The 21,030-nt window shown below is 43.2% G+C and carries 20 protein-coding genes; 16 read left to right on the top strand and 4 right to left on the bottom strand.

The window, feature by feature from the left end; genetic code table 11:
* Window positions 1-40: 40 nt before the first annotated feature.
* Window positions 41-1,279 (bottom strand): toxic anion resistance protein, encoded by a 1,239-nt coding sequence (locus tag RWO08_RS04915; protein ID WP_314211370.1) that lies wholly within the window; start codon window positions 1,277-1,279, stop codon window positions 41-43.
* Window positions 1,279-2,310 (bottom strand): 5-bromo-4-chloroindolyl phosphate hydrolysis family protein, encoded by a 1,032-nt coding sequence (locus RWO08_RS04910; protein ID WP_314211369.1) that lies wholly within the window; start codon window positions 2,308-2,310, stop codon window positions 1,279-1,281. Before RWO08_RS04910 ends, RWO08_RS04915 begins: the two co-directional genes overlap by 1 nt.
* Window positions 2,311-2,479: 169 nt before the next feature.
* Between RWO08_RS04910 and RWO08_RS04905 the strand changes: the two genes are divergently transcribed.
* The 11 genes from RWO08_RS04905 (at window position 2,480) to RWO08_RS04855 (ending at window position 14,842) form a co-directional block, all read left to right on the top strand.
* On the top strand, window positions 2,480-3,061 hold the full coding sequence (locus RWO08_RS04905) for an NUDIX hydrolase (RefSeq protein WP_314211368.1): 582 nt from the start codon (window positions 2,480-2,482) through the stop codon (window positions 3,059-3,061).
* Window positions 3,054-3,563: a hypothetical protein gene (locus RWO08_RS04900; protein WP_314211367.1), complete on the top strand. Its 510-nt coding sequence runs from the start codon at window positions 3,054-3,056 to the stop codon at window positions 3,561-3,563. The genes RWO08_RS04905 and RWO08_RS04900 overlap by 8 nt, the downstream gene beginning before the upstream one ends.
* Window positions 3,564-3,583: 20 nt before the next feature.
* Window positions 3,584-4,297: a 5'-methylthioadenosine/adenosylhomocysteine nucleosidase gene (locus RWO08_RS04895; protein WP_303886827.1), complete on the top strand. Its 714-nt coding sequence runs from the start codon at window positions 3,584-3,586 to the stop codon at window positions 4,295-4,297.
* Window positions 4,298-4,573: 276 nt separating this feature from the next.
* On the top strand, window positions 4,574-5,182 hold the full coding sequence (rpsD, locus tag RWO08_RS04890; RefSeq protein WP_023391913.1) for a 30S ribosomal protein S4: 609 nt from the start codon (window positions 4,574-4,576) through the stop codon (window positions 5,180-5,182).
* Window positions 5,183-5,542: 360 nt separating this feature from the next.
* Window positions 5,543-5,692, top strand: a complete 150-nt coding sequence (locus RWO08_RS04885; protein WP_314196999.1) for a hypothetical protein — start codon at window positions 5,543-5,545, stop codon at window positions 5,690-5,692.
* Between the two features lie 58 nt (window positions 5,693-5,750).
* Window positions 5,751-6,815, top strand: a complete 1,065-nt coding sequence (locus RWO08_RS04880; protein WP_314211366.1) for a ThiF family adenylyltransferase — start codon at window positions 5,751-5,753, stop codon at window positions 6,813-6,815.
* A 13-nt stretch (window positions 6,816-6,828) separates the two neighbouring features.
* Window positions 6,829-9,801 carry a thiopeptide-type bacteriocin biosynthesis protein gene (locus RWO08_RS04875; protein ID WP_314197003.1) on the top strand — a complete coding sequence of 991 codons (2,973 nt, stop codon included), beginning with the start codon at window positions 6,829-6,831 and terminating at the stop codon, window positions 9,799-9,801.
* A 5-nt stretch (window positions 9,802-9,806) separates the two neighbouring features.
* Window positions 9,807-11,405 carry an ABC transporter ATP-binding protein gene (locus tag RWO08_RS04870; RefSeq protein ID WP_314211365.1) on the top strand — a complete coding sequence of 533 codons (1,599 nt, stop codon included), beginning with the start codon at window positions 9,807-9,809 and terminating at the stop codon, window positions 11,403-11,405.
* Complete coding sequence (locus tag RWO08_RS04865; protein WP_314211364.1) at window positions 11,402-13,003, top strand: ABC transporter ATP-binding protein; 1,602 nt, start codon at window positions 11,402-11,404, stop codon at window positions 13,001-13,003. The genes RWO08_RS04870 and RWO08_RS04865 overlap by 4 nt, the downstream gene beginning before the upstream one ends.
* 111 nt (window positions 13,004-13,114) lie before the next feature.
* The gene (gene rnhC / locus RWO08_RS04860) at window positions 13,115-14,074 is read left to right on the top strand and encodes a ribonuclease HIII (RefSeq protein WP_314211363.1); all 960 of its coding nucleotides are present in this window, start codon (window positions 13,115-13,117) and stop codon (window positions 14,072-14,074) included.
* A 336-nt stretch (window positions 14,075-14,410) separates the two neighbouring features.
* A complete protein-coding gene (locus RWO08_RS04855) occupies window positions 14,411-14,842 on the top strand; it encodes a DUF3378 domain-containing protein (protein ID WP_291429494.1) in 432 nt (143 codons plus the stop codon).
* Between the two features lie 271 nt (window positions 14,843-15,113).
* On the opposite strand, the gene RWO08_RS04850 is transcribed toward RWO08_RS04855, so the two are convergent.
* Window positions 15,114-15,794 (bottom strand): DMT family transporter, encoded by a 681-nt coding sequence (locus RWO08_RS04850; protein WP_314062514.1) that lies wholly within the window; start codon window positions 15,792-15,794, stop codon window positions 15,114-15,116.
* A gap of 6 nt (window positions 15,795-15,800) precedes the next feature.
* The gene (locus RWO08_RS04845) at window positions 15,801-16,025 is read right to left on the bottom strand and encodes an EamA family transporter (RefSeq protein WP_314062491.1); all 225 of its coding nucleotides are present in this window, start codon (window positions 16,023-16,025) and stop codon (window positions 15,801-15,803) included.
* 166 nt (window positions 16,026-16,191) lie between these two features.
* On the opposite strand from RWO08_RS04845, the gene zapA reads away from it, so the two are divergent.
* From zapA to atpB, 5 genes are all read left to right on the top strand, one after another.
* The gene (zapA, locus tag RWO08_RS04840) at window positions 16,192-16,530 is read left to right on the top strand and encodes a cell division protein ZapA (protein WP_314211362.1); all 339 of its coding nucleotides are present in this window, start codon (window positions 16,192-16,194) and stop codon (window positions 16,528-16,530) included.
* 30 nt (window positions 16,531-16,560) lie between these two features.
* The gene (locus RWO08_RS04835; RefSeq protein ID WP_314211361.1) at window positions 16,561-17,124 is read left to right on the top strand and encodes a CvpA family protein; all 564 of its coding nucleotides are present in this window, start codon (window positions 16,561-16,563) and stop codon (window positions 17,122-17,124) included.
* A gap of 20 nt (window positions 17,125-17,144) precedes the next feature.
* The gene (locus RWO08_RS04830) at window positions 17,145-19,499 is read left to right on the top strand and encodes an endonuclease MutS2 (protein WP_314211360.1); all 2,355 of its coding nucleotides are present in this window, start codon (window positions 17,145-17,147) and stop codon (window positions 19,497-19,499) included.
* A gap of 74 nt (window positions 19,500-19,573) precedes the next feature.
* On the top strand, window positions 19,574-19,885 hold the full coding sequence (gene trxA / locus RWO08_RS04825; RefSeq protein WP_268442598.1) for a thioredoxin: 312 nt from the start codon (window positions 19,574-19,576) through the stop codon (window positions 19,883-19,885).
* A 397-nt stretch (window positions 19,886-20,282) separates the two neighbouring features.
* Complete coding sequence (gene atpB / locus RWO08_RS04820) at window positions 20,283-21,002, top strand: F0F1 ATP synthase subunit A (protein WP_070755101.1); 720 nt, start codon at window positions 20,283-20,285, stop codon at window positions 21,000-21,002.
* Window positions 21,003-21,030: the final 28 nt, after the last annotated feature.

The raw sequence follows: 21,030 nt of genomic DNA, 5'->3' as shown, positions 1-21,030 counted from the left end.
AAGGACAGGAAGCTGACTTCCTGTCCGGGGGGAATCTATTTTATTCTTCTAGGTAGGCCTGTTGTTCGTTGGAGATCGCCATGAGCTTATCACGCAACTGACCTTCCATAAGCTGAAGTTCCTGTTCGGCGATTTGACGTTGACGACGTCCTTCGCGTTGGATTTCCAGGGTTTGTTCGATGGTTTCAATCAAACTGTTTTGAGTATGTTGTAAGGTCTCGATATCGATAACACCTCGTTCGGATTCGCGGGCTGTGTCGATCGCCGATTGTTTGAGCATGTCGGCATTACGTTTGAGCAAGTCGTTAGTAGTTTGGGAGACTTGGCGTTGGCTAACCGCGGCATTTTGCTGACGGAGTAGGGTCAAGGCAATCATGACCTGGTTTTCCCAGAGCGGAATGGCCGTGTGGACGGAGACTTGAATCTTCTCAGCTAAGGCCTGGTTGGTATTTTGAATCATACGGATTTGTGGCGCTTGTTGGACCGTCATTTGGCGGGTTAAGCGCAGGTCGTGGGTCCGTTTGTCCAAGCGGTCTAGAAATTGGTTGAGGTCGTTGACAGTTTGGACGTCCATTTGGTCACCGGAAGCCTTGGCTTTTTCGATGGCAGCAGGGATAATCTCTTCTTGTAACTCCTGCATCTTAAGCTCGCCGGCTGCGATGTAGATGTTAAGGGCTTCGAAGTAGTCCTTGTTCTTCTGATAGAGTTGTTCCAACATGAGGTTGTCGTTGAGCAGCTCATTCTTCTCGCGTTCTAGGCGGATGGCCACACGGTCAATGGCAGTACCAATCTTCTGATAGCGGGCTTGGGTTTCAGCAATGGAAGCCTTAATCTTACCAAAGAATTTTTGGAAGATATTAGGAGAGGCCGTTAAGTCACGCGGGTTAGAAGATTCCAGTTGGTGCATGAGGTCGGTTAGGACATCAGCAATTTCACCTGTATCCTTGAGTTGGACCTTGTTGAGCATGCCATGGGAGAACTCGCTCAGTTTCTTCTGAGCATTGGAGCCGTAGGCGATGACGGCACTCATATTCTGCTCGTCAATCTGCTTAGCCAAATCATAGGCCTGTTGCTGGCGATGTTCTGGCAGGCGGTCAATTAGCTTTTCAGTGGTGACGGCCCGCTTAGCCATCATCTCGGCATCCACTAGGTCAGTGTGAGGGGAGGTAGGGCTAGGCGTCTCTTCTAGGTCGAAGGGATTACCCAGCAAGTCTTCTACCGTACTAGTTTTAGGTGTTTGGGCTTGCATTTCTTCAAATAAATCGGGACGTTGTGACATTATGCTTCATCCTTTCCAAGGTTAATGAGATCTTCAACACTTTCGTCTGATTGGAGCGCTTCTTGGCTCTTAAGGGTGCGATTGGCTACGTAGAGTTCATCTTCCATGGCCTTGAGATCTTCCTGGTGGAAGTGAACATAGGCATCGTTAATGGATTGACAGAGCTTCTCAATAGTGGCCGCTGATTTTTCTAAAATCATGTAGGTTTGCTTGTTCTTGGCAACGTGGCCGTTAATTTCGTTATACTTCTTAAGAATATCTTCTAGGGAAGGCAGGTACTTATAGAGGAAGTCACTGGCTTCGACCAGGCGTTTAGGCTGATTGACGATGTCCTTGAAGTAGTTTTGGCAGACCTTAACGGTATTGTAGCGAACTTCTAGAGTACGGAGCTTAGCGTTTTGGTTGAACTCCTGCTCGATGCTTTGGATTTGCGGTTTGGCAGTTGCCAGTTGTTCGCGTAAGAATTGAATTTCTTGGTCTGACAAGCCTGCTTGGCGGTAGTGTTGGACCTTGTTGCTGCTTGTGCGTGTGACAGAAGTCTTATAGGGGGCTTCCTCGCTAGGTCCGGCAAACTTGGCTAGAACCACCAAGCCGGTCACGCAGGCCAAGCCGAATAGCTCTAGGAAGATGAGACCGATGATCCATTCAAAGTCCATGTGTTGGCCTGAGACAATGGCATTGACAGCCAGGATGGTGCAGGCAATGCCAATATAGAAGAAGTAACGGACCCAGTCCGCTGGTTTGAGCTTATTAATCAGCTGGAAGCCAGTGGTTAGGATCAGAAGGCCCAGTCCGTAGAGGACGAAAGCCAGGACTAGACGTGTGGCTAAGCCATAGCCTCCAGTCAATAAGTTCTTGAATAGGAAATTCAAGACGAAGAATAGGCCGATGCCAATACCGGCACGACGTTGAATACTTTTTTTATATGCTGCCAAACGGCTGGAGAAATCTAAGTTTCGATAGGCTAGGTGGAGGACAAGGGAAGTGATAATCAAAGGGCTAACAATGATTAATTGACCTGGTAACCACATATTCAAAACCTCCTTATTCGTTTTACTGTCTCTATTGTAGCACAGAACTTGGACTTGTATATCGGACTTGAGGCCTATTTTTAAGTAAGACTTAAGCCGTGGCCTTTTTCTTGCTTTATGGCAGGGGAGAGGCTATGCTAGAGTCAAGTAGTAAAAGGAGGTCTGCTCTATGAAAATTGCAGCCAATGAAGTCAGCTTTAATCAATCATCCCGCATGGTGTCGACCCAGTTAATCTTTGATGGCGTCATTCTGCAAACCTACCTTAATCAGGTAAGATTGGACCAGGGCCAGGTGGTTGAGCGGGAGCTTATCCATAAGAAACCGGCGGTGGCCATTCTAGCTGTCACGCCAGAAGACAAGGTCCTCTTGGTTAAGCAATACCGGACGGCCATCGACGCTGATACCTATGAAATCCCAGCTGGTATTCTAGATAAGGGCGACCAAGATGCGCCCCTAGAAGGTGCCAAGCGTGAGTTAGAAGAAGAAACTACCTATCAGGCAGACCACTGGCAGAATCTGGGCGACTTCTATGCCTCCCCAGGCTTCTTAGACGAGAAGTTAACCCTCTATTATGCCCATGGTCTGGTTTCAGTCGAGAATCCACTGCCTCAAGACGATGATGAGGGCATTGAACTCTTTGAAATGACGCGTCAGCAAGTCCAAGACTTACTGGACCAAGGCCAAATTATTGACCTTAAAACCCTCTATGCCCTCCAACTCTGGTTAGGAGGAGGTGGCTTGCATGCCTGAGACCGAAACGCGCATGTCCCGCTACCACGGCAAGGACAAGCACCGACGGGAATATGAAGACTATGTCAAAGGGGGTGCCAGCCAAGCAAGCAAACAAGCGGATTGGCCGGCCCTTAAAGACCAAGACCAGGACTTAGGCCAAACTCAGGTCTATTCTAGTAAGAATTGGCAAGAAGATCCCTATGCCTATCATGAAGTTGAGGAAATTCCGGATGAGTCTTCATCTTATTACCAAGACTATTCAGCTTATGAAGACTCGTCTTATGGGAGCGAGGCCTATGAGGATGAGGGCTATTATGATGATGACCATCAGGCCTATGTAGCTTATGACGAATACGATGAGGAATACGACCAATATGAAGAAGAGCCCGCACCGGCTCCTAGCAAGCCCCCTAAAGTCAAGGGACCATACAGCCTGCGACTGGATCGTTTCCTTAATAATGCCCTGATACTGGTAGCGGTCTTGCTACTCATTGTCATGGTCATCATGTTTGTATTTTAATGAGAAAAAGGAGTTAATCTATGAAAATCGGACTTATTGGCGCCATGGAAGAAGAAATCCGCCTACTCAAACAAGCCCTCCAGCAGGAATCCGAGCAAGTTGTGGCCGGCTACACCTTCTACCAAGGTCAACTCTCTGGCCAGGACGTGGTCTTGGTCCAATCCGGGATTGGCAAGGTCAATGCCGCTATGACGGTGACCTTGCTCAAGCAGCTGTTTGACGTGGACCTGGTCATCAACACGGGGAGCGCTGGTGCTCTGGGCCATGGCCTCAAGGTAGGGGACGTGGTGGTAGCAGATCAACTGCGCCATCATGATGCGGATGTAACAGCCTTTGGCTATCAAATTGGCCAAATGGCGGGTATGCCAGCTGCCTATGAGACCCACTCAGCCTTATCAGACCTGGCAGCCCAACTCTATCAGGCTAAAGGCAAGCAGGTCTATCGTGGTTTGATTGTGTCAGGTGATGCCTTCGTAGCGGGACCAAGTCAACAGGCCCCAATTAAGGCCAATTTCCCTGAGGCCCTAGCCTGTGAAATGGAGTCGGCCGCTATCGCCCAAGCGGCCTATGTGCTCAAGACGCCTTGTGTAGTCATTCGGGCCATCTCAGACTCTGCCGATGACCAAGCCAATATCAGCTTCGATGAGTTTATTCTCTTGGCTGGCAAGGAATCTGCTAGCTTGGTCATGGAACTCTTGGAGCGTATGGGGAATTTAGTTAATGAAACGATGTGAATGACCACTTAGAGTCTTGTGACTTTAAGTAGGAGCAGCCATGCTAAAATATTTGTGCGACAAGACTTGTCAGGGCCAAAAGAATTTGCTATAATCGTAAGAGTGTAAAATAATGCAGCGTAAAAAAAGAAAGCGCGTCAACAGTTGATTGCCCCTTGGGGTAGGTTAGTAACTGCGGCTGCAGAAAAGCGAAAGCCTCACATCACCTGCACGCATTCGGTTTTTTAGGATTATTTTACTCCAAACAAAAATCTATTTTATTGGAGGAATTCAAGAATGTCTCGTTACACAGGTCCATCTTGGAAATTATCTCGCCGCTTAGGCATCTCATTATCTGAAACTGGTAAAGAGTTAGCTCGTCGCAACTACGCACCAGGTCAACACGGCAACCAACGTAAGAAAATCTCTGAGTATGGTTTGCAATTACAAGAAAAACAAAAATTACGCCACACTTACGGCATGAACGAGCGTCAATTCGCGACCTTGTTCCGCAAAGCTGGTAAGATCAAAACCGGTAAACACGGTGAAAACTTCATGGCTTTATTGGAAACTCGTTTGGACAACTTGGTATACCGTTTAGGTTTTGCTACCACTCGTCGTCAAGCTCGTCAATTAGTAAACCACGGTCACGTGACTGTTGACGGCAAGCGTGTGGACATTCCTTCTTACTTGGTAACACCAGGTCAAGTGATTGGTTTGCGTGAATCTTCTCGCGACTTAGCAATCATCAAGGAAGCTTTGGAAAACACTGTTTCTCGTTTAGACTTCGTTTCTTACGATGCAGCTGCTTTCGAAGGGACTTTGACTCGCTTACCAGAACGTAGCGAACTTAACGCTGAAATCGACGAAGCCCTCGTCGTTGAATACTACAACAAATTAGGCTAAGCCTAGTCTGTAAGAAAACACGCCGGTTGACGGCGTGTTTTTTTTGTTCTATCAGAGTGAAAGGGAAGGGGGATAGCAAGACATTAATTTGCCTTGGAGAGTGAGATTGTTAGGTAAGAGAGAAATAAAAAAATTAATCTAGAAATAAATGAAAAGATGGTGCTATTCGCTGCAAACCTAACTAATAGATAAAGAAAAGTCTGAAAATAAATATATTTTAATGACAACAATTAACTTCACTTTAATTCTAGCGGACTAATATTTTGAAATTAAGATTAGATTATGATTAAAAAAAGATGTTGACTTATAATGTTTTTAATGATAAATTGGTGGCGTGAAGGTGCAGAAAGTAGGTTTAAAATGGAAACAGATGTTAATGTAATGGAAGTATTAGATGCTTTAGAAATGTCTTTTGATGAATATGAAGAAACTTCTGTAGAAGTAGAAGCTAGATATTCAAGAACTGAAGCAAGATCGTCTACAACATCAATTTGTAAAATTCGTCCCTAATTAAGCAATCAATATATCATACCGCACCTTCACAACTTTTATAGAAAGGGTGACTAGTATGATGTCATATGTCTCTATTAACCCATGCGTTGATTTTTCTATTTTGCCAAATGGATTTTATGTTTTTTTCTTTGCTCATCAGAAAAAATATCTTAGTGTTGAAAGAAGTAAAGAATTAGATTGTGTTATTGATTTTTTTGTTAAAGGTGGCACGCTGGAGAAATTTTACGAAAAAATTAAGGACAACGAAAATGCGGATAAAACTTTAAAGTGTATAAAGTACCTCTTGAGTAAGGAAGTTATTACATTAACGAATATTCAAAAGGAGTTCAATTTCGAAAAATATGTTACTCCTGAGTTAGCAGAGGACTTTAGATATGGTTACCAAAATTATTATATCAAAAAAAGATTCTTTAATAACCCTAAAGAAAGTATCTTAGTGGGAAATAGGACGAAGATGCTCAAAGATAAGACAGTTGCTATAATTGGCCTGGGGGCAATAGGTTCGCTAATTTCCATGATGTTAGGTTGTATTGGCGTAGGGAATTTAATACTAGTGGATGGCGATAAGGTCTCGCTAAGTAATCTTTCAAGACAATTTTTATATTCGGAAAGTGATGTAGATTTGAACTACAAGGTAGATGCCCTTGCAAAGAGAATTCATCAGAATAATAGTGAAGTTAACGTGACATCTATTCGCGAATACATATTAGGAAAAGATGGAGAAGAAATTTATTTTGAAAATGCTGATTTGATAATTCAAACTGCTGATTCACCAAGTGGTAGAATAGAGAGATATGTGAATGACATCTCGAAAAAAAAGCAGGTTCCAGTAATTTTTGTTCACAACGGTAGTATTGGGCCTTTAGTTTTGCCAGGAATTACAAAGGATTTCTCTGAATTTGAAACATACTTAGATACTGAGTCAAATGGAATGTATCTTAATTCAGTTAACTATTTAGATTCTCGATCTAGGACTGCTTATCCTACAATGGTGCACGATTTATTACATCTAACACAGATTTTATTTGATTTTGTACTTGAATATCTTCTGTTCGAAGATCTTCCTGATTTGCAAAACGCAGTGTACTATATTGAAACAAACGAATTCATCCCATTTTAAAGGAGATGTGAATATGAGCAGCGAACTATTTTTAGATTACATAAGATGTAATGAACTGTCCATTTTAGATTATGAGGATATATTGGAAGAAATCGCTGAGTATAAAGATAATATATCTAAAATTCCGAATTTTACTAAGCTATTCTGGTTTTTAAAATCAATTAAATATAGTGCGTTTAGCTTATACAATCAGATACTAAGAGATGGGAAGATTACAAAAAATACTATAAAGAGTCTAAAAAAATATCTCTTAAGAGCACTTTCTAGGAGTACACCTTTTGGGACATTAGCGTCTGTTAACTTTATTAATTTGAACATTAGACAATTTATGATTGACTTTGATTCTAGTTGGGTAGAAAAGCTTTTACAAGAGCATTTTTCGATGGAGCTCACCACGGTAGGAAATCTAAATGAGGTCGGGATAGCTCACTCTAGTGGTTTATTATGGTTTTCAGATGAATACTATATTCTAGATCATCTTGATATCAAGTATCTAGAGAAGAAGAAAAGTCTAGACATTATATTAAGCCTAATTGATGGGAAACTTTCTGTGAGCGAAATTATTGATAAAATGGGAAAACATCCAAATATTTTGTCGAGTAAAGCAGAAGCCATCAAGATTCTTTCTGAGTTAGCCAAAAAAAATATTATTCAATTATTCATGTTAGGAAATCAAATGCCGAGCACTCAAGCTGATTACGTTAAGCATTATTTAAAAATATACCACTGCGAGGATAATGTTGAATCTGAATTAAGTGAAGCTCTTGAATTGATATCTTCTTTTGATGTATCAAAATCATTAGAATCGCAAGACGATACTTTTAATAAATTAGTTGATGTTATGCAAAGGATTTGCGAGAATACTAATTATCTACATGTAGTGAAATTTAATTCAACTAAGTTTAGTGATGATTCTCTAAGTCTTTGCAGAGAATGTGCGAGGACAATGTATGGCGATTTTTCTGAACTAGTAAGATATAGTATCTTTGATGATTCATTAATAATATTTAATAATAGCATTGTAGAGAAATTTGGTGAGCAGTGTATGATACCAGTTTTCGAAGTGCTTTTAAGCGGTATTTTAGATCAACTTCCACAGAATATAGATAGGTTTAGTACCAAAAATAATATTTTTAGGCTAGAAATCAAAAAACAGTTGTATTTAGAGATACAAGAGTCAATTATAAAGAGCGAAAAGTGTGACTTAAAGAGGTCCGGATTTGTTAAAAGAGTTATTCAACAGTTAAAAAATCTAGGTGTTCAAAAAGACGAAAATGAGATTAGCAGTTCTGATTTGATATTTGACGCAGTTCAGCATATAGATAATACAATAGAGTTGAAGCGACTATCAAATCAGATTGGTTCAACTTGTGCAGGTAAAATGATTGGTAGGTTCATACCTGATAAAACAGAAGAAAATAGCGAGATTCGTCTTAAATTTGTTGACTTTCTTCAACGCAAGGAATCCTTATTAAGCACTGTGGGATTTGCTTCCGCAGCGGTAAAATTTAAAGCCAAAGATCCAGTTATTGGAAATTTAGTTAATCGTACCCCAGAGTTGCTTCCAAATCATATATATATAGATAGTCATTCAGACAATAAATCGAATTTTATTAAACTATCTGACTTATTTGTATATTCTAATCAAGGTAGAACTTTTTTATATTCGCAAAAGCTCAGGAAAAGAATTACTATAACGAATTATGACATGGTAAACCTTGACTTAACACCTATGATGAACCAACTTCTTGAATTAGTAACATATAACTTTAGTATTACAGATTTACTTTTGTTTATGAAAGAATGTTTTAACGAATTTTCTTTACCTAAGGACGTATACTATGGTGATATAATACTATTTCAAAAAGGTATTAAGATTAAGGATCTCGATTTAGAATTAATTGAGCATAACCAAGACGATTATTTTGCTCAATTAATTCTTAAGTTAGATACGTTTGGAATATTGGATAATGATAAAGTTATCCTCCAGACAAAAGATTCCGGCTTGTTGTTAGATTTAAAGTCGGATGAGTATCGCAATATTATTGTTGAATCATTGCGTACTTCGAATGAAATTATTTTCGAGGCACCAACATGTTTTGATTTGAGCACGGACAGAAAACTAGAATATATCTTCGGGAAGTACAATCCCCCCTCAAAAATCAATAGTTATATTCCTAACCTTGATTCTTATATAACTAGTCAGAAACCGGTTGGTATTTTGAATGATGAAGTAATATACTATAAAATTTACTTGAGAAGAGAATTTGAAAACCAGTTTGTCTTCAGAAAGTTTGCGAAATTTTACAAAGAACTGTGTATTCCTAAAGATGTCAAGACATTTTTTGTTCGGTATTCGGAAGATGGCCGTGATATGATTCGTATACGACTATTTGGCGCAAAAGATAAGGTACTTTCATGCGCTACATCATTTTCATTTTTTCTATCGAAGTTGTCATTTATTACAGCCATCTCCATTAATCAATATGAACGAGAGGTTGCAAGATATGGTTTGACCAGTATAAAAGAGTTTGAGTGCTTTCAATGCATAGAATCGGACATTATATTTGATATTTGTGGTAATGTTGCTCCGACACATAAGAATAGAGAAGCTATTGCAATTGTCTTTGCAAAAACTGTAATAGAAGAGACAAATAAGATTGCCTGGTTATATGATAATTTTTATAAATCAGAAATTAGCCGACTTTATAAAAAAAAGTTATACTATAAGATAAAGGAATCGATACGAGACTGGGGTTCGTATGAAAAGATAGTTGGGAAAACAAATCTAGATAGATATCGTAAAAGTCTACTCAATTACTTATGTGTTTTACATAATGATAAAGTAGATGAAGATTATGTGGTTAGTAGCTTGATTCACATGTTATACAATAGGTTACTTGGGTTTGGTCAAGAGAAAGAACAGGAGTTTCATGTCTTGCTTGCTAATGTCATGAAATCTATGGAAATAGCTAAAGGAGGTTGAAACCTATGTTTAGGTTGGTACTGTCTAATAACGCCAAGTCAAAATTACTCCTCTTATTAGTATGTAGGCTTTATCTCAGCGGCTTTAATGTCCTGTTCTCATACTTAACGCAGTTAGGGCTGGGAACAATAGAGAATGGCGCTCAGGGAACATTGTTTCAGGTCGCCGCTTATATGATTGGTGGGGCTCTACTTTATATCTTCTTCTATTATGTCTATAGCCTTAATCTGGCTAAGGTCTTTCAGGAAACAAGTCAATTCATTGTTCAGAAGCTAGTCCAATCCTTTATCAATAAGCGAGATAGTCAAGAACAAACAACAGAGGGTGAGGCGGTTAATTTAATTCATACAGATGCTACCAATATCTCGCTCTTTCTATCGAGTGGCTTGCTTCCTCTTTTGGATACCAGTTTATCCCTGCTTGTTGGCGTCGTCTATGTCATGTCGATGAACCAAGTTATTGGCTCTGTCTTCATATTGGGCGGTTTGGTCATCGGATTGGGCAACTATCTGCTCACATCTAAAATGGAGATGGCCTACGAGGACTATATGGTTGCGGCTGACCAAAACTACAATTTTTATGAGCAAGTCTTCCGAATTATGCCGATTGTTAAAATTTTTAAGATTGGCGATTGGCTATACCAGAAGCAAATTAAGTTCTTTTCTAGTCGTGAAAAGCACTTTAATCAATACAATGGCTACTATGCCAATAGTCTAAGCTTAACAGAAGGTGGCGTGATTACCTTTGAGATTATTTCATTAGCGGTAGGTTTATATCTAGTAATTGCTGGACAGTTAGAAATGGCAGTCTTGTTGGGTATCTGGAATGCCGGACTAGGATCAATCATCTATCCTTTATCAGACTTACCTTCCTTATGGAACTATTTTGTCCAATACAAATCCTCTGCTAAGCGTGTATCAACAAAATGGTTAGATGACCAAGCCTCTGGGCAAGCACAAACAAGGGAAGAACATCCGAAGATGGCAGGGAAAGGCATCACATTAGAAAATGTCAGTTTCTCCTACCAGGATAAGCAAGTATTTAATCAGGTTAACTTCACCTTTGAACCTACAGGCATTCATTTCTTAGTGGGGCCTAGCGGGTCAGGTAAGTCTACACTCTTAAATTTAATTCTCGGTGTCTATGTGCCTCATGAGGGACGTATTGTATTTGACCAAGCTAATGAAGTGCTAGGGCAAGAGACGATAGGTTATGTGCCACAAAAAGTGACTTTCTTTAACACTAGTCTGCGATCTAATTTGCTAATGGGGCGGACAGTCAGTGATCAGCAAATTAAAGAAGTGTGTAGCGCACTGAATATTTGGGAGGTCATTCAGCAACTACCTAAAGGGCTAGATACTGTTTATGGTGAGGACATAAAATTATCGAATGGGCAAATACGGCGCTTAGCTGTTGCGCGTGCCTTGATTTCGGGGGCATATTGGATACTACTTGATGAGCCCTTCTCAGATTTAGATCGAGAAAATCAGGGTTACTTAATGACGCGCTTGCGAGAATTAAGAGATCATTCATTTATAATTGTGACACATACTTCAGATATGATTCAAGCCAATGATCGAGTGATTGAGGTGCAAAGCTTATGAAACAATTCAGTCATTTACTAAAGCAAACTAAGATTAAGAGCTTAAGCTTGTTGTTTATATCGTTAGCCTTAAGTGTTGGGGTGGCAATCATGAGGATTCTAGCTGGTTATTTGTATGATCCCCTGGTTAGTGCAGCAACGAATCCTCCATATCAATTCAACTGGCAACTATGCTTTTGGGTGATTGCCTTGAATATTCTCTTGTCAATCGGGATTGGCCTAACGCAACGTGTCAAAGTAAAAAGCAATTTGTATTTGGAAGGCCAAATGACTGGCTACTTCATTAGACATCTGGAGCAAACAGATGGTCTAGCAATTGATAAAAGCGGCATGGGTCCCTGGTTGACACTGCTAATGGATGACATAAAAGAATGTAGTTACTTCTTGTCGACCACTCTGTTCGAGATAGTGATTGGATTAGCGAGTTTTCTTCTGGCTGTGGTCTATGGAATGCGCACCAACTGGCAATTGACGCTAGGGATCCTTTGCGTATCATTCATAGGTGGTTTGTTGATGAAAGGAATCGGCCCTAGGTTACAAGCAGCTAAGGAGGATGAGCAAGCAGCGGAAGAGGACCTTCAACCCCTTATGGTCCAGATTTTGTCGCAAATTCCCCTGATTAGAGCGCACCGAGCTGAGCACTATACAGAAGAACTATTTGAGGAATATCACGCTCATTATAGAAAGCAACAATATCAGCGACAGAGACATCGTGCCTTACTCGAATCTTTAAGTATTGGATTAGGTTTTGTGATGACGACTAGTTGGATTTCTTTGGCTTTTATCCTGATGGTTCGGGGTGAATTAACACTCGGTCAATTATTTAGTTTTATGATTATTGATCGATACTTTACCTGGGTATTCTTCAACCTACCTAGTCTCTACAGTGAGTATCTTATGGCGAAAGTCTGTGCTGAACGGATTATGACTTTCAAGAAGGAACACTATAGACAGCCGGAAGTGGGAGGAATCCACCAAGGTAGTGTATTATCACTAGTAGATTTGGGCTTCGCATATAGCGAACATCCGGTGTTGGAACATCTAACAGCCAAATTTGAAAAGGGAACACAATACGCTCTGATGGGAGCAAGTGGTTCAGGTAAGAGTACCGTCTTGAAGTTATTAGCAGGTATTTATCCTAGCTATAGTGGGACTATTGAGTTGGATGGCCAAAGTGTTGCAAGTGATAGATTGAGTGCAGTAGTCAGCTACGTACCACAAGACAATGTAGTGATTGAAGATACGATTAGAGAGAATATACTTCTGGGTAGACAGCTTTCGGATGCGGACCTTAATCATATTATCGAGCTGTCTGGTCTGACATCACTTCTTGAGCGACTCGATGATGGTTTGGATACTTTGGTAATTTCTGGTGCTAATCAGAACTTATCGGAAGGAGAGATTCAGCGGATTGGTTTTGCGCGTGCCCTTGTTAAAGAGGCGAGTTTCTTGTTATTAGACGAACCGACTGCGTCATTAGATGTAGAACTCGAGCAGGTGCTAGTTGATTATTATCAAAAGACCGATCAGGGAGTAATTGTTGCTACTCACCGAGACACTAGCTTACCATCTGACTTCGTCCGTATACCCGTTAATTAAGGCAGGAATTATTTGAGACTCCCTGCTAATAGAAAACACGCCGGTTGACGGCGTGTTTTTTGCTAGGTACAATACTAGAAGAGATTACCCAATATAGAAAGGAGCCTGCCCATGGCCTCTGTCACTCTCCAACTGGACGCTGCTAGCCGCGCCCAAATGAAAGCAAGCTACGCCGACTACCTGCTGGATCCGGTGCCTCATAGTGAATTCCGCGCCCAAGTCGACGGGGTAACCATTACAGCCTATGCCAGTGGCAAGGTCCTCTTCCAAGGCAAGAACGTGGAAGCCCAGGTAGCCCGCTGGCAGGGGCAGGCGTCATCGGCGCCAGCCACCAAAAAAAGCGCTAGTTCTGACAAGGCTAATCCAGCAAATCACAGCCACTTGCCTAATGACTTCGCTAACTGGACCATTATTGGCAGCGACGAGGTTGGCAACGGCTCCTACTTTGGGGCGCTAACTGTATGTGCAGTCTACTTGGATGCCGGCGATCGGGCCAAGATTGAAGGCTTGGGCGTCAAGGATTCTAAGCTCTTGTCGGATGCCCAGATTCTGGAACTAGCCCCTAAGTTGCGGCAAGTTCTAATCCATGAGCTGACCATTTGCTCGCCAGCCAAGTATAACGAGGCCAACAAGACCCGCAATGCCAATGCCATCAAGGTCAGCCTCCATAACTTTACCATTCAGAAGCTCTTGGCCAAGCTGTCTGCTCGCCAGAAGTTAGCCCTGCAAGGGGTCCTGATTGATGAGTTTACCAGCCCTCAGAACTATTTTAACTACCTTAAGAAGGAAGCCCATCCCCTGACCAAGGGCCTCTATTTTGCTGAAAAAGGGGAGAGTGCCCACTTGGCGGTGGCCTGCGCCTCTATTATTGCTCGGGCCTGGTTCTTAGAGTCTCTAACCACCTTCGGAGCGCCTTATGATGTGGTTCTGCCGTCAGGCGCGGGTGCCAATGTGGATGCTTTTGCAGCCAAGCTCATTAAAAAGTTCGGACCTGATGTCTTAAGAGAAACGGCCAAGCTCCACTTCAAAAATACGGAAAAAGCCCTGGCCCTAGCGCGCAAGCTTAAGTAGGCCAGAGGCAAAAGAATAGCGATCTGTTTGCGAGTGAGTAAGCAGGTCGCTTTTTTGCTTTTTAGGTACGTGCCTATCAAGAAGCTTGTATTATAGCGCTTATGCGAGCGATTTACGAAGGAAGTGAGTTAGCATCATGTAATTGTTGTAATAACTCAGGAATCATAAAACACCTCTTTAGTAATTCAGAATGAACAATTCATTAAGCGAATGATTTACTTATGCTTTGGAATACCGTATAATACCATAATAAGATTAAATAAGAATAATTCAATAGTGTAAAAATGAGAAAGTGCATTTTCTTTAACATCTGAGTATGGTGAGGTGGAAAATTAAATGGCAGAGAAGAGTATCACATTAAAATTGGAAGAAATCCAAGGAATGAAAAAATATTATGAACAATATTTACAAGATCCAGTTGAACATTCTGTATTTTTTGCTAAAGTGAATGGTGTTACTATCACAGCGTTTCAGAGTGGGACAGTTAGATTCCAGGGGGCTAGCCAGGATAATGTAGATAAATTAGTAGAAAAGTGGAAAGAAAAAAATGAGCAGAGCCAAAATGCTAGAAAGAGCTCCAAAAAGTTTATTTACTTGATTGTAGCTCTTATTATCTTTTTTGTCTCCATGAAAGCTATAGGGTATTTTTGGGGTGCGCTAAATAAAAAAGGAATTCCTTCAAATTTCGTAATTTTTATGACTATAATTTTAGGATCCATTATCTCTTCTTCGGTTACTTTGTATTTATACTTTAGAGAAAAGAAATAATGCATCCTAAAGAATCAAAGTGATAGATGCTTTGACTCTATTTTTATGAATAGGGTAAGTCGGTATTATTTTTGTGTTGTGGGGCAGGCGCCAATGTGGATGCTTTTGCAGCCAAGCTCATTAAAAAGTTTGGCCCTGATGTCTTAAGAGAAACGGCTAAGCTCCACTTCAAAAATAAGGAAAAAGCCCTGGCTCTAGCGCGCAAGCTTAAGTAGGCCAGAGGCAAAAGAATAGCGACCTGTTTACTAGTCAAGTAAGCAGGTCGCTTTTTCTAGTCATTAACAGGATGTGGCGCCGCCTTAGGATGCAGGGAGACCCAGACAACGGCCGCGATAATTAGGACCATGCCCAATAAATCAATCAGGTAGAAGTGCTCGCTCATCAATAAGAAGGCGAAGAAGACGGCTGAGATGGGCTCTGAAGCCCCTAGGAGAGAGGCTTCCATAGGCCCCACCAAGGATACCCCTTTAAGGAAGAGGGTGTAGGCCAAGAGGGTGCCGACCACCACTAAGCCTGCCATGGCAAGAATAGTCAAAGGCTGCCAGTCAATTGGATAGGTCCAGGTCTGGTTAGCCAGGAAGAGGCTAGCACCGCCTAGTAGTAAGCCTAAGCCCGTCACCAAGGTGGCATTGTGGCGCTGTAAGAGATCAGCTGGTAAGACCGTGTAGAGGGCGTAGCCGACAGCAGCTACTAAGCCCCAACTTAGGCCAGCCGGTGTTAGGCTCAGGCTGGTGATGTCGCCATGAGTAGCAATCAGGGCCGTGCCCAGAATGGCCAAAGCAATAGCAGCCAGCAGTTGGCCAGTTGGCGCCTGGCGGGTCTTGAGGCTGACATAGGCAATGACCAGAATAGGACTGGTATATTGAAGGACGGTGGCAGTCCCGGCATTGGAGGCCCCAATGGCTTCCAGATAGGTCAGCTGACAGAGGACAATACCAAAGATAGCGAAGATGACTAGCTAGACTAGGCTAGGCTTATCTTGGCTTAGGGCTTTGAGCTGGGGTCGCTGACGGGCCAAGAGATAGGTCGTCATAATGAGACCTGCTAGCAGCATGCGGATTGAGACGACAATCCGAGCAGGAATTTGGGCTGTCTGCATCAAGTACTGACCGCAGACTCCCGATAGGCCCCAGGAGGCTGCCCCCAAAATCGTATAAAGTCGTCCTTTCCATAATGCCGTCATGGTCTCTTCCTCCTTGTTTTCAACGCTTATCAGTATACACAATTTCTCAGTCCTTGTCATGACCCTTTTGCCCACCAAGCGAGAGGCCTTGGCAAAATTGCTTTTAGTTTCTTTTGTACTTATTTTTTGATACACTAAGGTTAATCAAGCTAAGGAGTGACTGTTCATGGAAAATAAACGACGTTTCCGCGCCGTAATTGAAGGTACCGAATATACGATTGTGGGAAATCGCTCAGCGACTCACCTCAATCAGGTGGTAGAATTAGTTAACAGCCAATTGGCCCAGTTAGCCGAGTTAGCCCCTGACATGTCGGCACGCGATCGGGCTATCCTCATGGCGGTCAATGCCTTATCTGATCAACTAGTTAAGGAACAACGCATTGCAGAATTGGAAGCTCAGCTCCAAAGCCTGCAAGCCAAGGGCAGCGCTCAAGCTCAGGCCCCTAAATCTCCAGTAGCCGAGCCTAAGAAGGCCAGCCCACAGGTTCCCTTTACCAGAAAGTAATACAGAAAGTAATTAAGGAGGAATTCCTTCATGTTAACCTTACTCATGCTTTTGATTCTCTTGTATGCCTTTTACCGTGGTTATCGCCGTGGCTTGGTCATGCAAGTGGTGCGTCTGATTGGTTTTGTCATCGCTATGACCATTGCCAATCGCCACTATCAACCATTGGCACGTTTTATCTCTAACTTTATTCCTTTCCCATCAGTTCAACAAAATACTCAAATGACCTTCTATGACCAAGCCACTAGCTTCGTCATCGACCAGGCTTTCTATCGGGTGGTGGCCTATATTGCCATTGTGGTGGCAGGTTGGTTAGTGACCGAGTTTATTAGCCTCTTCTTCCGTAAGTTAGCCTTCTATGAAGTTTTCAAATGGGCTAACCACATCGGGGGCGGACTGATTAGTGTCCTTATCGCCTATATCTGGATTTTCTTCTCGCTCTTTACCTTATCCTTGGTACCGCTAGAAGGCGTTCAACAACAATTTGTTAATAACCCGATTGCTTATCGGGTCGTGTCTCAAACACCTGTCTTATCTGATATGGCCAACCGCCTCTGGCTCCAGGCCAACCCAAACAATCACAACAACCGTTAACATAAAAGGAGGAATTCAAGGTGACGGATCAGAAGATTTTTAGCACCTTGGAATTCGGTAAAATCAAACAAGCCGTGCAACATTATCTCCAGACCGAGTCGGCTGAGCGCCTGGTTCAAGCCATGGCGCCTAGCGACCAGCTGGACATCATTCAAACATGGCAGTCAGAAACCGAGCAAGCGCTCGGTATTTTGATGCAGGGAAAAGTATTACCGATTCCACGCCTAGTCAATATCGACATGGCGCTTAAACGCTTGGAATTAGGCGCCAGCCTTAATGGCCAGGAACTGGCCGGTATTGCCAAGCTCCTATCGACCATCCACCAACTCATGAAGTTCTTCGATCAGTTGGCAGCCGAAGAGAAGACCTATCCAGCCCTTACGGCCTGGGTCTACCAAGTGGTGACCTTGCCAGAAATTGAAGCTGAACTGGCTCAAGCCATTGACGAAGATGGCTCGGTCCTCTCATCGGCTTCGGTGCTGTTAGCTAGCATCCGTCGCCAACAAGGCCAGATGGAGCAGCAAATCCGCCTGCAACTCAACCAACTGCTTAAGTCCAAGGCCAGCCAATTATCTGATGCCTTAGTCACCATGCGGAATGACCGCTATGTCTTGCCGGTCAAGGCCGAGTATAAGCATCAATTTGGCGGGACGGTCCACGACCAATCTTCAACGGGGCAGACCCTCTATATCGAGCCCCAGGCGGTTATGGAGCTTAATAACAAGCGGGCTGAATTGCAGCGGGCCGAACGCCAAGAAATTGAGCGGATTTTAATGGCTCTATCAGAGGCCCTTATGCCTTATCAAGAAGAACTCAAGCGCAATGAGTGGGTTGTGGCTCATTTGGACTATATCCAAGCCCGCGCCCACTATGCCAAGTCGCTAGAGGCCACTCGACCAAAATTCTCCGATCAGCAAATCGTGGCCATTTATCAAGCGCGTCATCCCCTGATTGCAGCAGACAAGATTGTGCCCAACGATATTATTCTGGGTGAGCACTATCAGGCCCTAATCATTACCGGGCCTAACACAGGTGGGAAGACTATTTTGCTTAAGACGCTGGGTCTCTTACAGTTGATGGGCCAGTCAGGTCTCCATATCCCGGCTGAAGCGGGAAGCCGTCTGGGTATTTTCGATGCCGTCTATGCCGATATCGGGGATGAGCAGTCCATTGAACAGAACCTGTCCACCTTTAGTTCCCACATGACCAATATTGTCAGCATCTTGAATCAGGTGACCGACCGGTCCTTGGTCCTCTTTGACGAGTTAGGTTCCGGGACGGACCCTCAAGAAGGGGCCCTCCTGGCCATGGCCATCCTCAACCATTTGCGTAAAATCGGAACCCTAGTCATGGCAACCACCCACTATCCTGAGCTCAAGCTCTATGCCCATGAGACAGCTAATACCCTCAATGCCAGTATGGAATTCGATGCCCAGACCCTGTCGCCAACCTATCGTCTCTTGCTAGGGGTGCCGGGCCGGTCCAACGCCTTTGATATTTCAGGGCGTTTGGGTTTAGATCCAAGTATTTTGGAAGAAGCCCGTCAAGGGATTAAGGAAGACAGCCAGGCCCTTAATGACATGGTAGCTAAGCTGGAAGAAGAACGGCGTCAGGCTGAGTTGGACCATGAAGCAGCCCAAGACTTGCTGGAAGAGGCCCAACAGCTACATGCCGATTTGCGACATGAATACAATCGCTGGCTAGAAGCCAAGGAACGCCTCCAAGACAAGGCCAAGCAAGAAGCCAATGCCAAGGTGGCCCAGGCTCAGGCCCAAGCCGAAGCCTTGATTCAAGAGATTCGTGACTTGCAGTTAGAACAAGGCCAGAATCAGACCATCAAGGAGCATGTCTTGATTGAGAAACGAGCTGGCTTCGAGCAACTCAAGCAACCCGAAAATCTCAAGAAGAATAAAGTCCTTAAGAAGGCCAAGAACAACCGTCAACTTAAAGTAGGGGACGATGTAGAGGTCTTAAGCTATGGCCAACGCGGGACTATTATTGAAGTCAAGGGCAAGGAATACATTGTCCAAATGGGGATTCTTAAGATGAAGTTTGAGCAGGAAGAACTAGAACCGCTCAATCAAGTGGAGACCAAGACCAAGGTCAATGTCCACCGCCAAGCAGGGGCGAAGGTGCAGACTAGCTTAGACCTGCGGGGCGAACGCTATGAGCAAGCCCTCTATCGACTGCGTCAATACTTGGATGCGGCGCTACTGTCCAACCATCCTATGGTCACCATTATTCATGGCAAGGGGACCGGGGCGCTGAGACAGGGGGTTAAGGAAGTCCTAGCCAAACACCCTCAGGTTGACCGCTTCGAATATTCGCCAGCCAATGCAGGTGGTAATGGTTCGACCATTGTTTATTTCAAGTAATGAGCAAAAAAATAGGCGTCCTCACAGTCCAGTGATACAATAGGAGTATCACAAGCAAAAGGGGAGTCTGTATTATGGCAAAACATTTAACAGATGCTGAATTTTTAACTTCAACTGCAGAAGGAGTTACCGTTGTTGACTTTTGGGCACCATGGTGTGGGCCTTGTCGTATGCAAGGGCCAGTTATCGATGCACTCAGCGAGAAATATGAAGGTCAAGTAGAATTCTTCAAGATGAACGTAGATGAAGAGCAAAAAGTAGCTCAAGAGTTTGGCGTTATGTCTATTCCAACACTCTTGGTTAAGAAAGATGGGCAGCCCGTTGAAAAACTCATCGGCTACCATGACCAAGCTAAGTTAGAAGCCATTCTAGCACAATACTTATAAGCCAATTAGCCTGTGAGCTAGCCGGCTTAGAAGCCAAGAGGCGACTCCCTGGTGAGTTCGCCTTTTTTGGTCGTCCAATATAGGAGGTCACAAGCCTCTATCTATAAGAAAAAACTATAGATAAGATGCCCTGGGAGCAAATGTATTTTTAGTGTCTTTTTATAGGGCCTGAGGTCATTATATCAGGTCTTGAGACACCTAGTATCGAAATGTTAAACTAACAAATATTTTATAAAAAATTCAAAGACTAAAATTCGTTATTTGGAAGCGGTCACTTGAATTGTCAAGCAGATTTGAAAGTGATATAGTAGAGTAATAATGTGTGCTTTTCTATGGAATTGTAGTCAATCTCTTACGAACGCACAAAAAATACAATGGAGGAAAGAAGGGAAGACGTGTGGAAGAATCACGCATATTTGAACTCTTTGGCTTAGCCTTCAGTTGGAATACAGTACTGGCGACCATTGCGACAGTGCTCCTAATATGGGGCTTGTGCGTTTGGTGTACGCGTAAACTGTCGGTTGACCAACCGGGTAAACCGCAATTGTTCCTAGAAACCATCATCGACTTTGTCCGCGGCATCGTGGGTGGGGCCATTACGGATCCCAATGCCCAAATGTACCAGCTCTTAGGGCTGACATTGTTGTTGTTTGTTTTCGTGGCTAACATGCTAGGCTTACCATTCATGCTTAACTATGGCGAACATTCCTATTGGCGTAGCCCAACGGCTGACCCAATCGTCTGCTTGTCCATGGCAGCCTTAATGATTCTGCTCTCCCACTATATTGGGGTTGAGAAACAAGGTTTCAAGGGTTATCTGATTAACGGCTATACCAAGCCAATGAAGGCCATGATTCCGTTGAAAATCATTGAAGAGTTCACCAACACGATTACCCTGGCCTTACGGCTCTACGGGAACATCTTCGCGGGTGAAGTCCTACTGGGCTTGATTGCTAACTTGGCAACCTCTGCCGGTCTAGTCACTTGGCCTGTTGGGATTCTGATCCAAATTATTTGGCAAGGATTCTCGCTCTTTGTAGGTTCCATTCAAGCCTACATTTTCGTCACCTTAACCATGGTTTACATGTCCCATAAGGTTGAGACGGAACACGAATAAACTGACTATATTTATTGATTAAAGGAGA

Source organism: uncultured Abiotrophia sp. (assembly GCF_963520105.1).
Taxonomy (GTDB): Bacteria; Bacillota; Bacilli; order Lactobacillales; family Aerococcaceae; genus Abiotrophia.
This window is presented reverse-complemented; position numbering and strand designations above follow the sequence as displayed.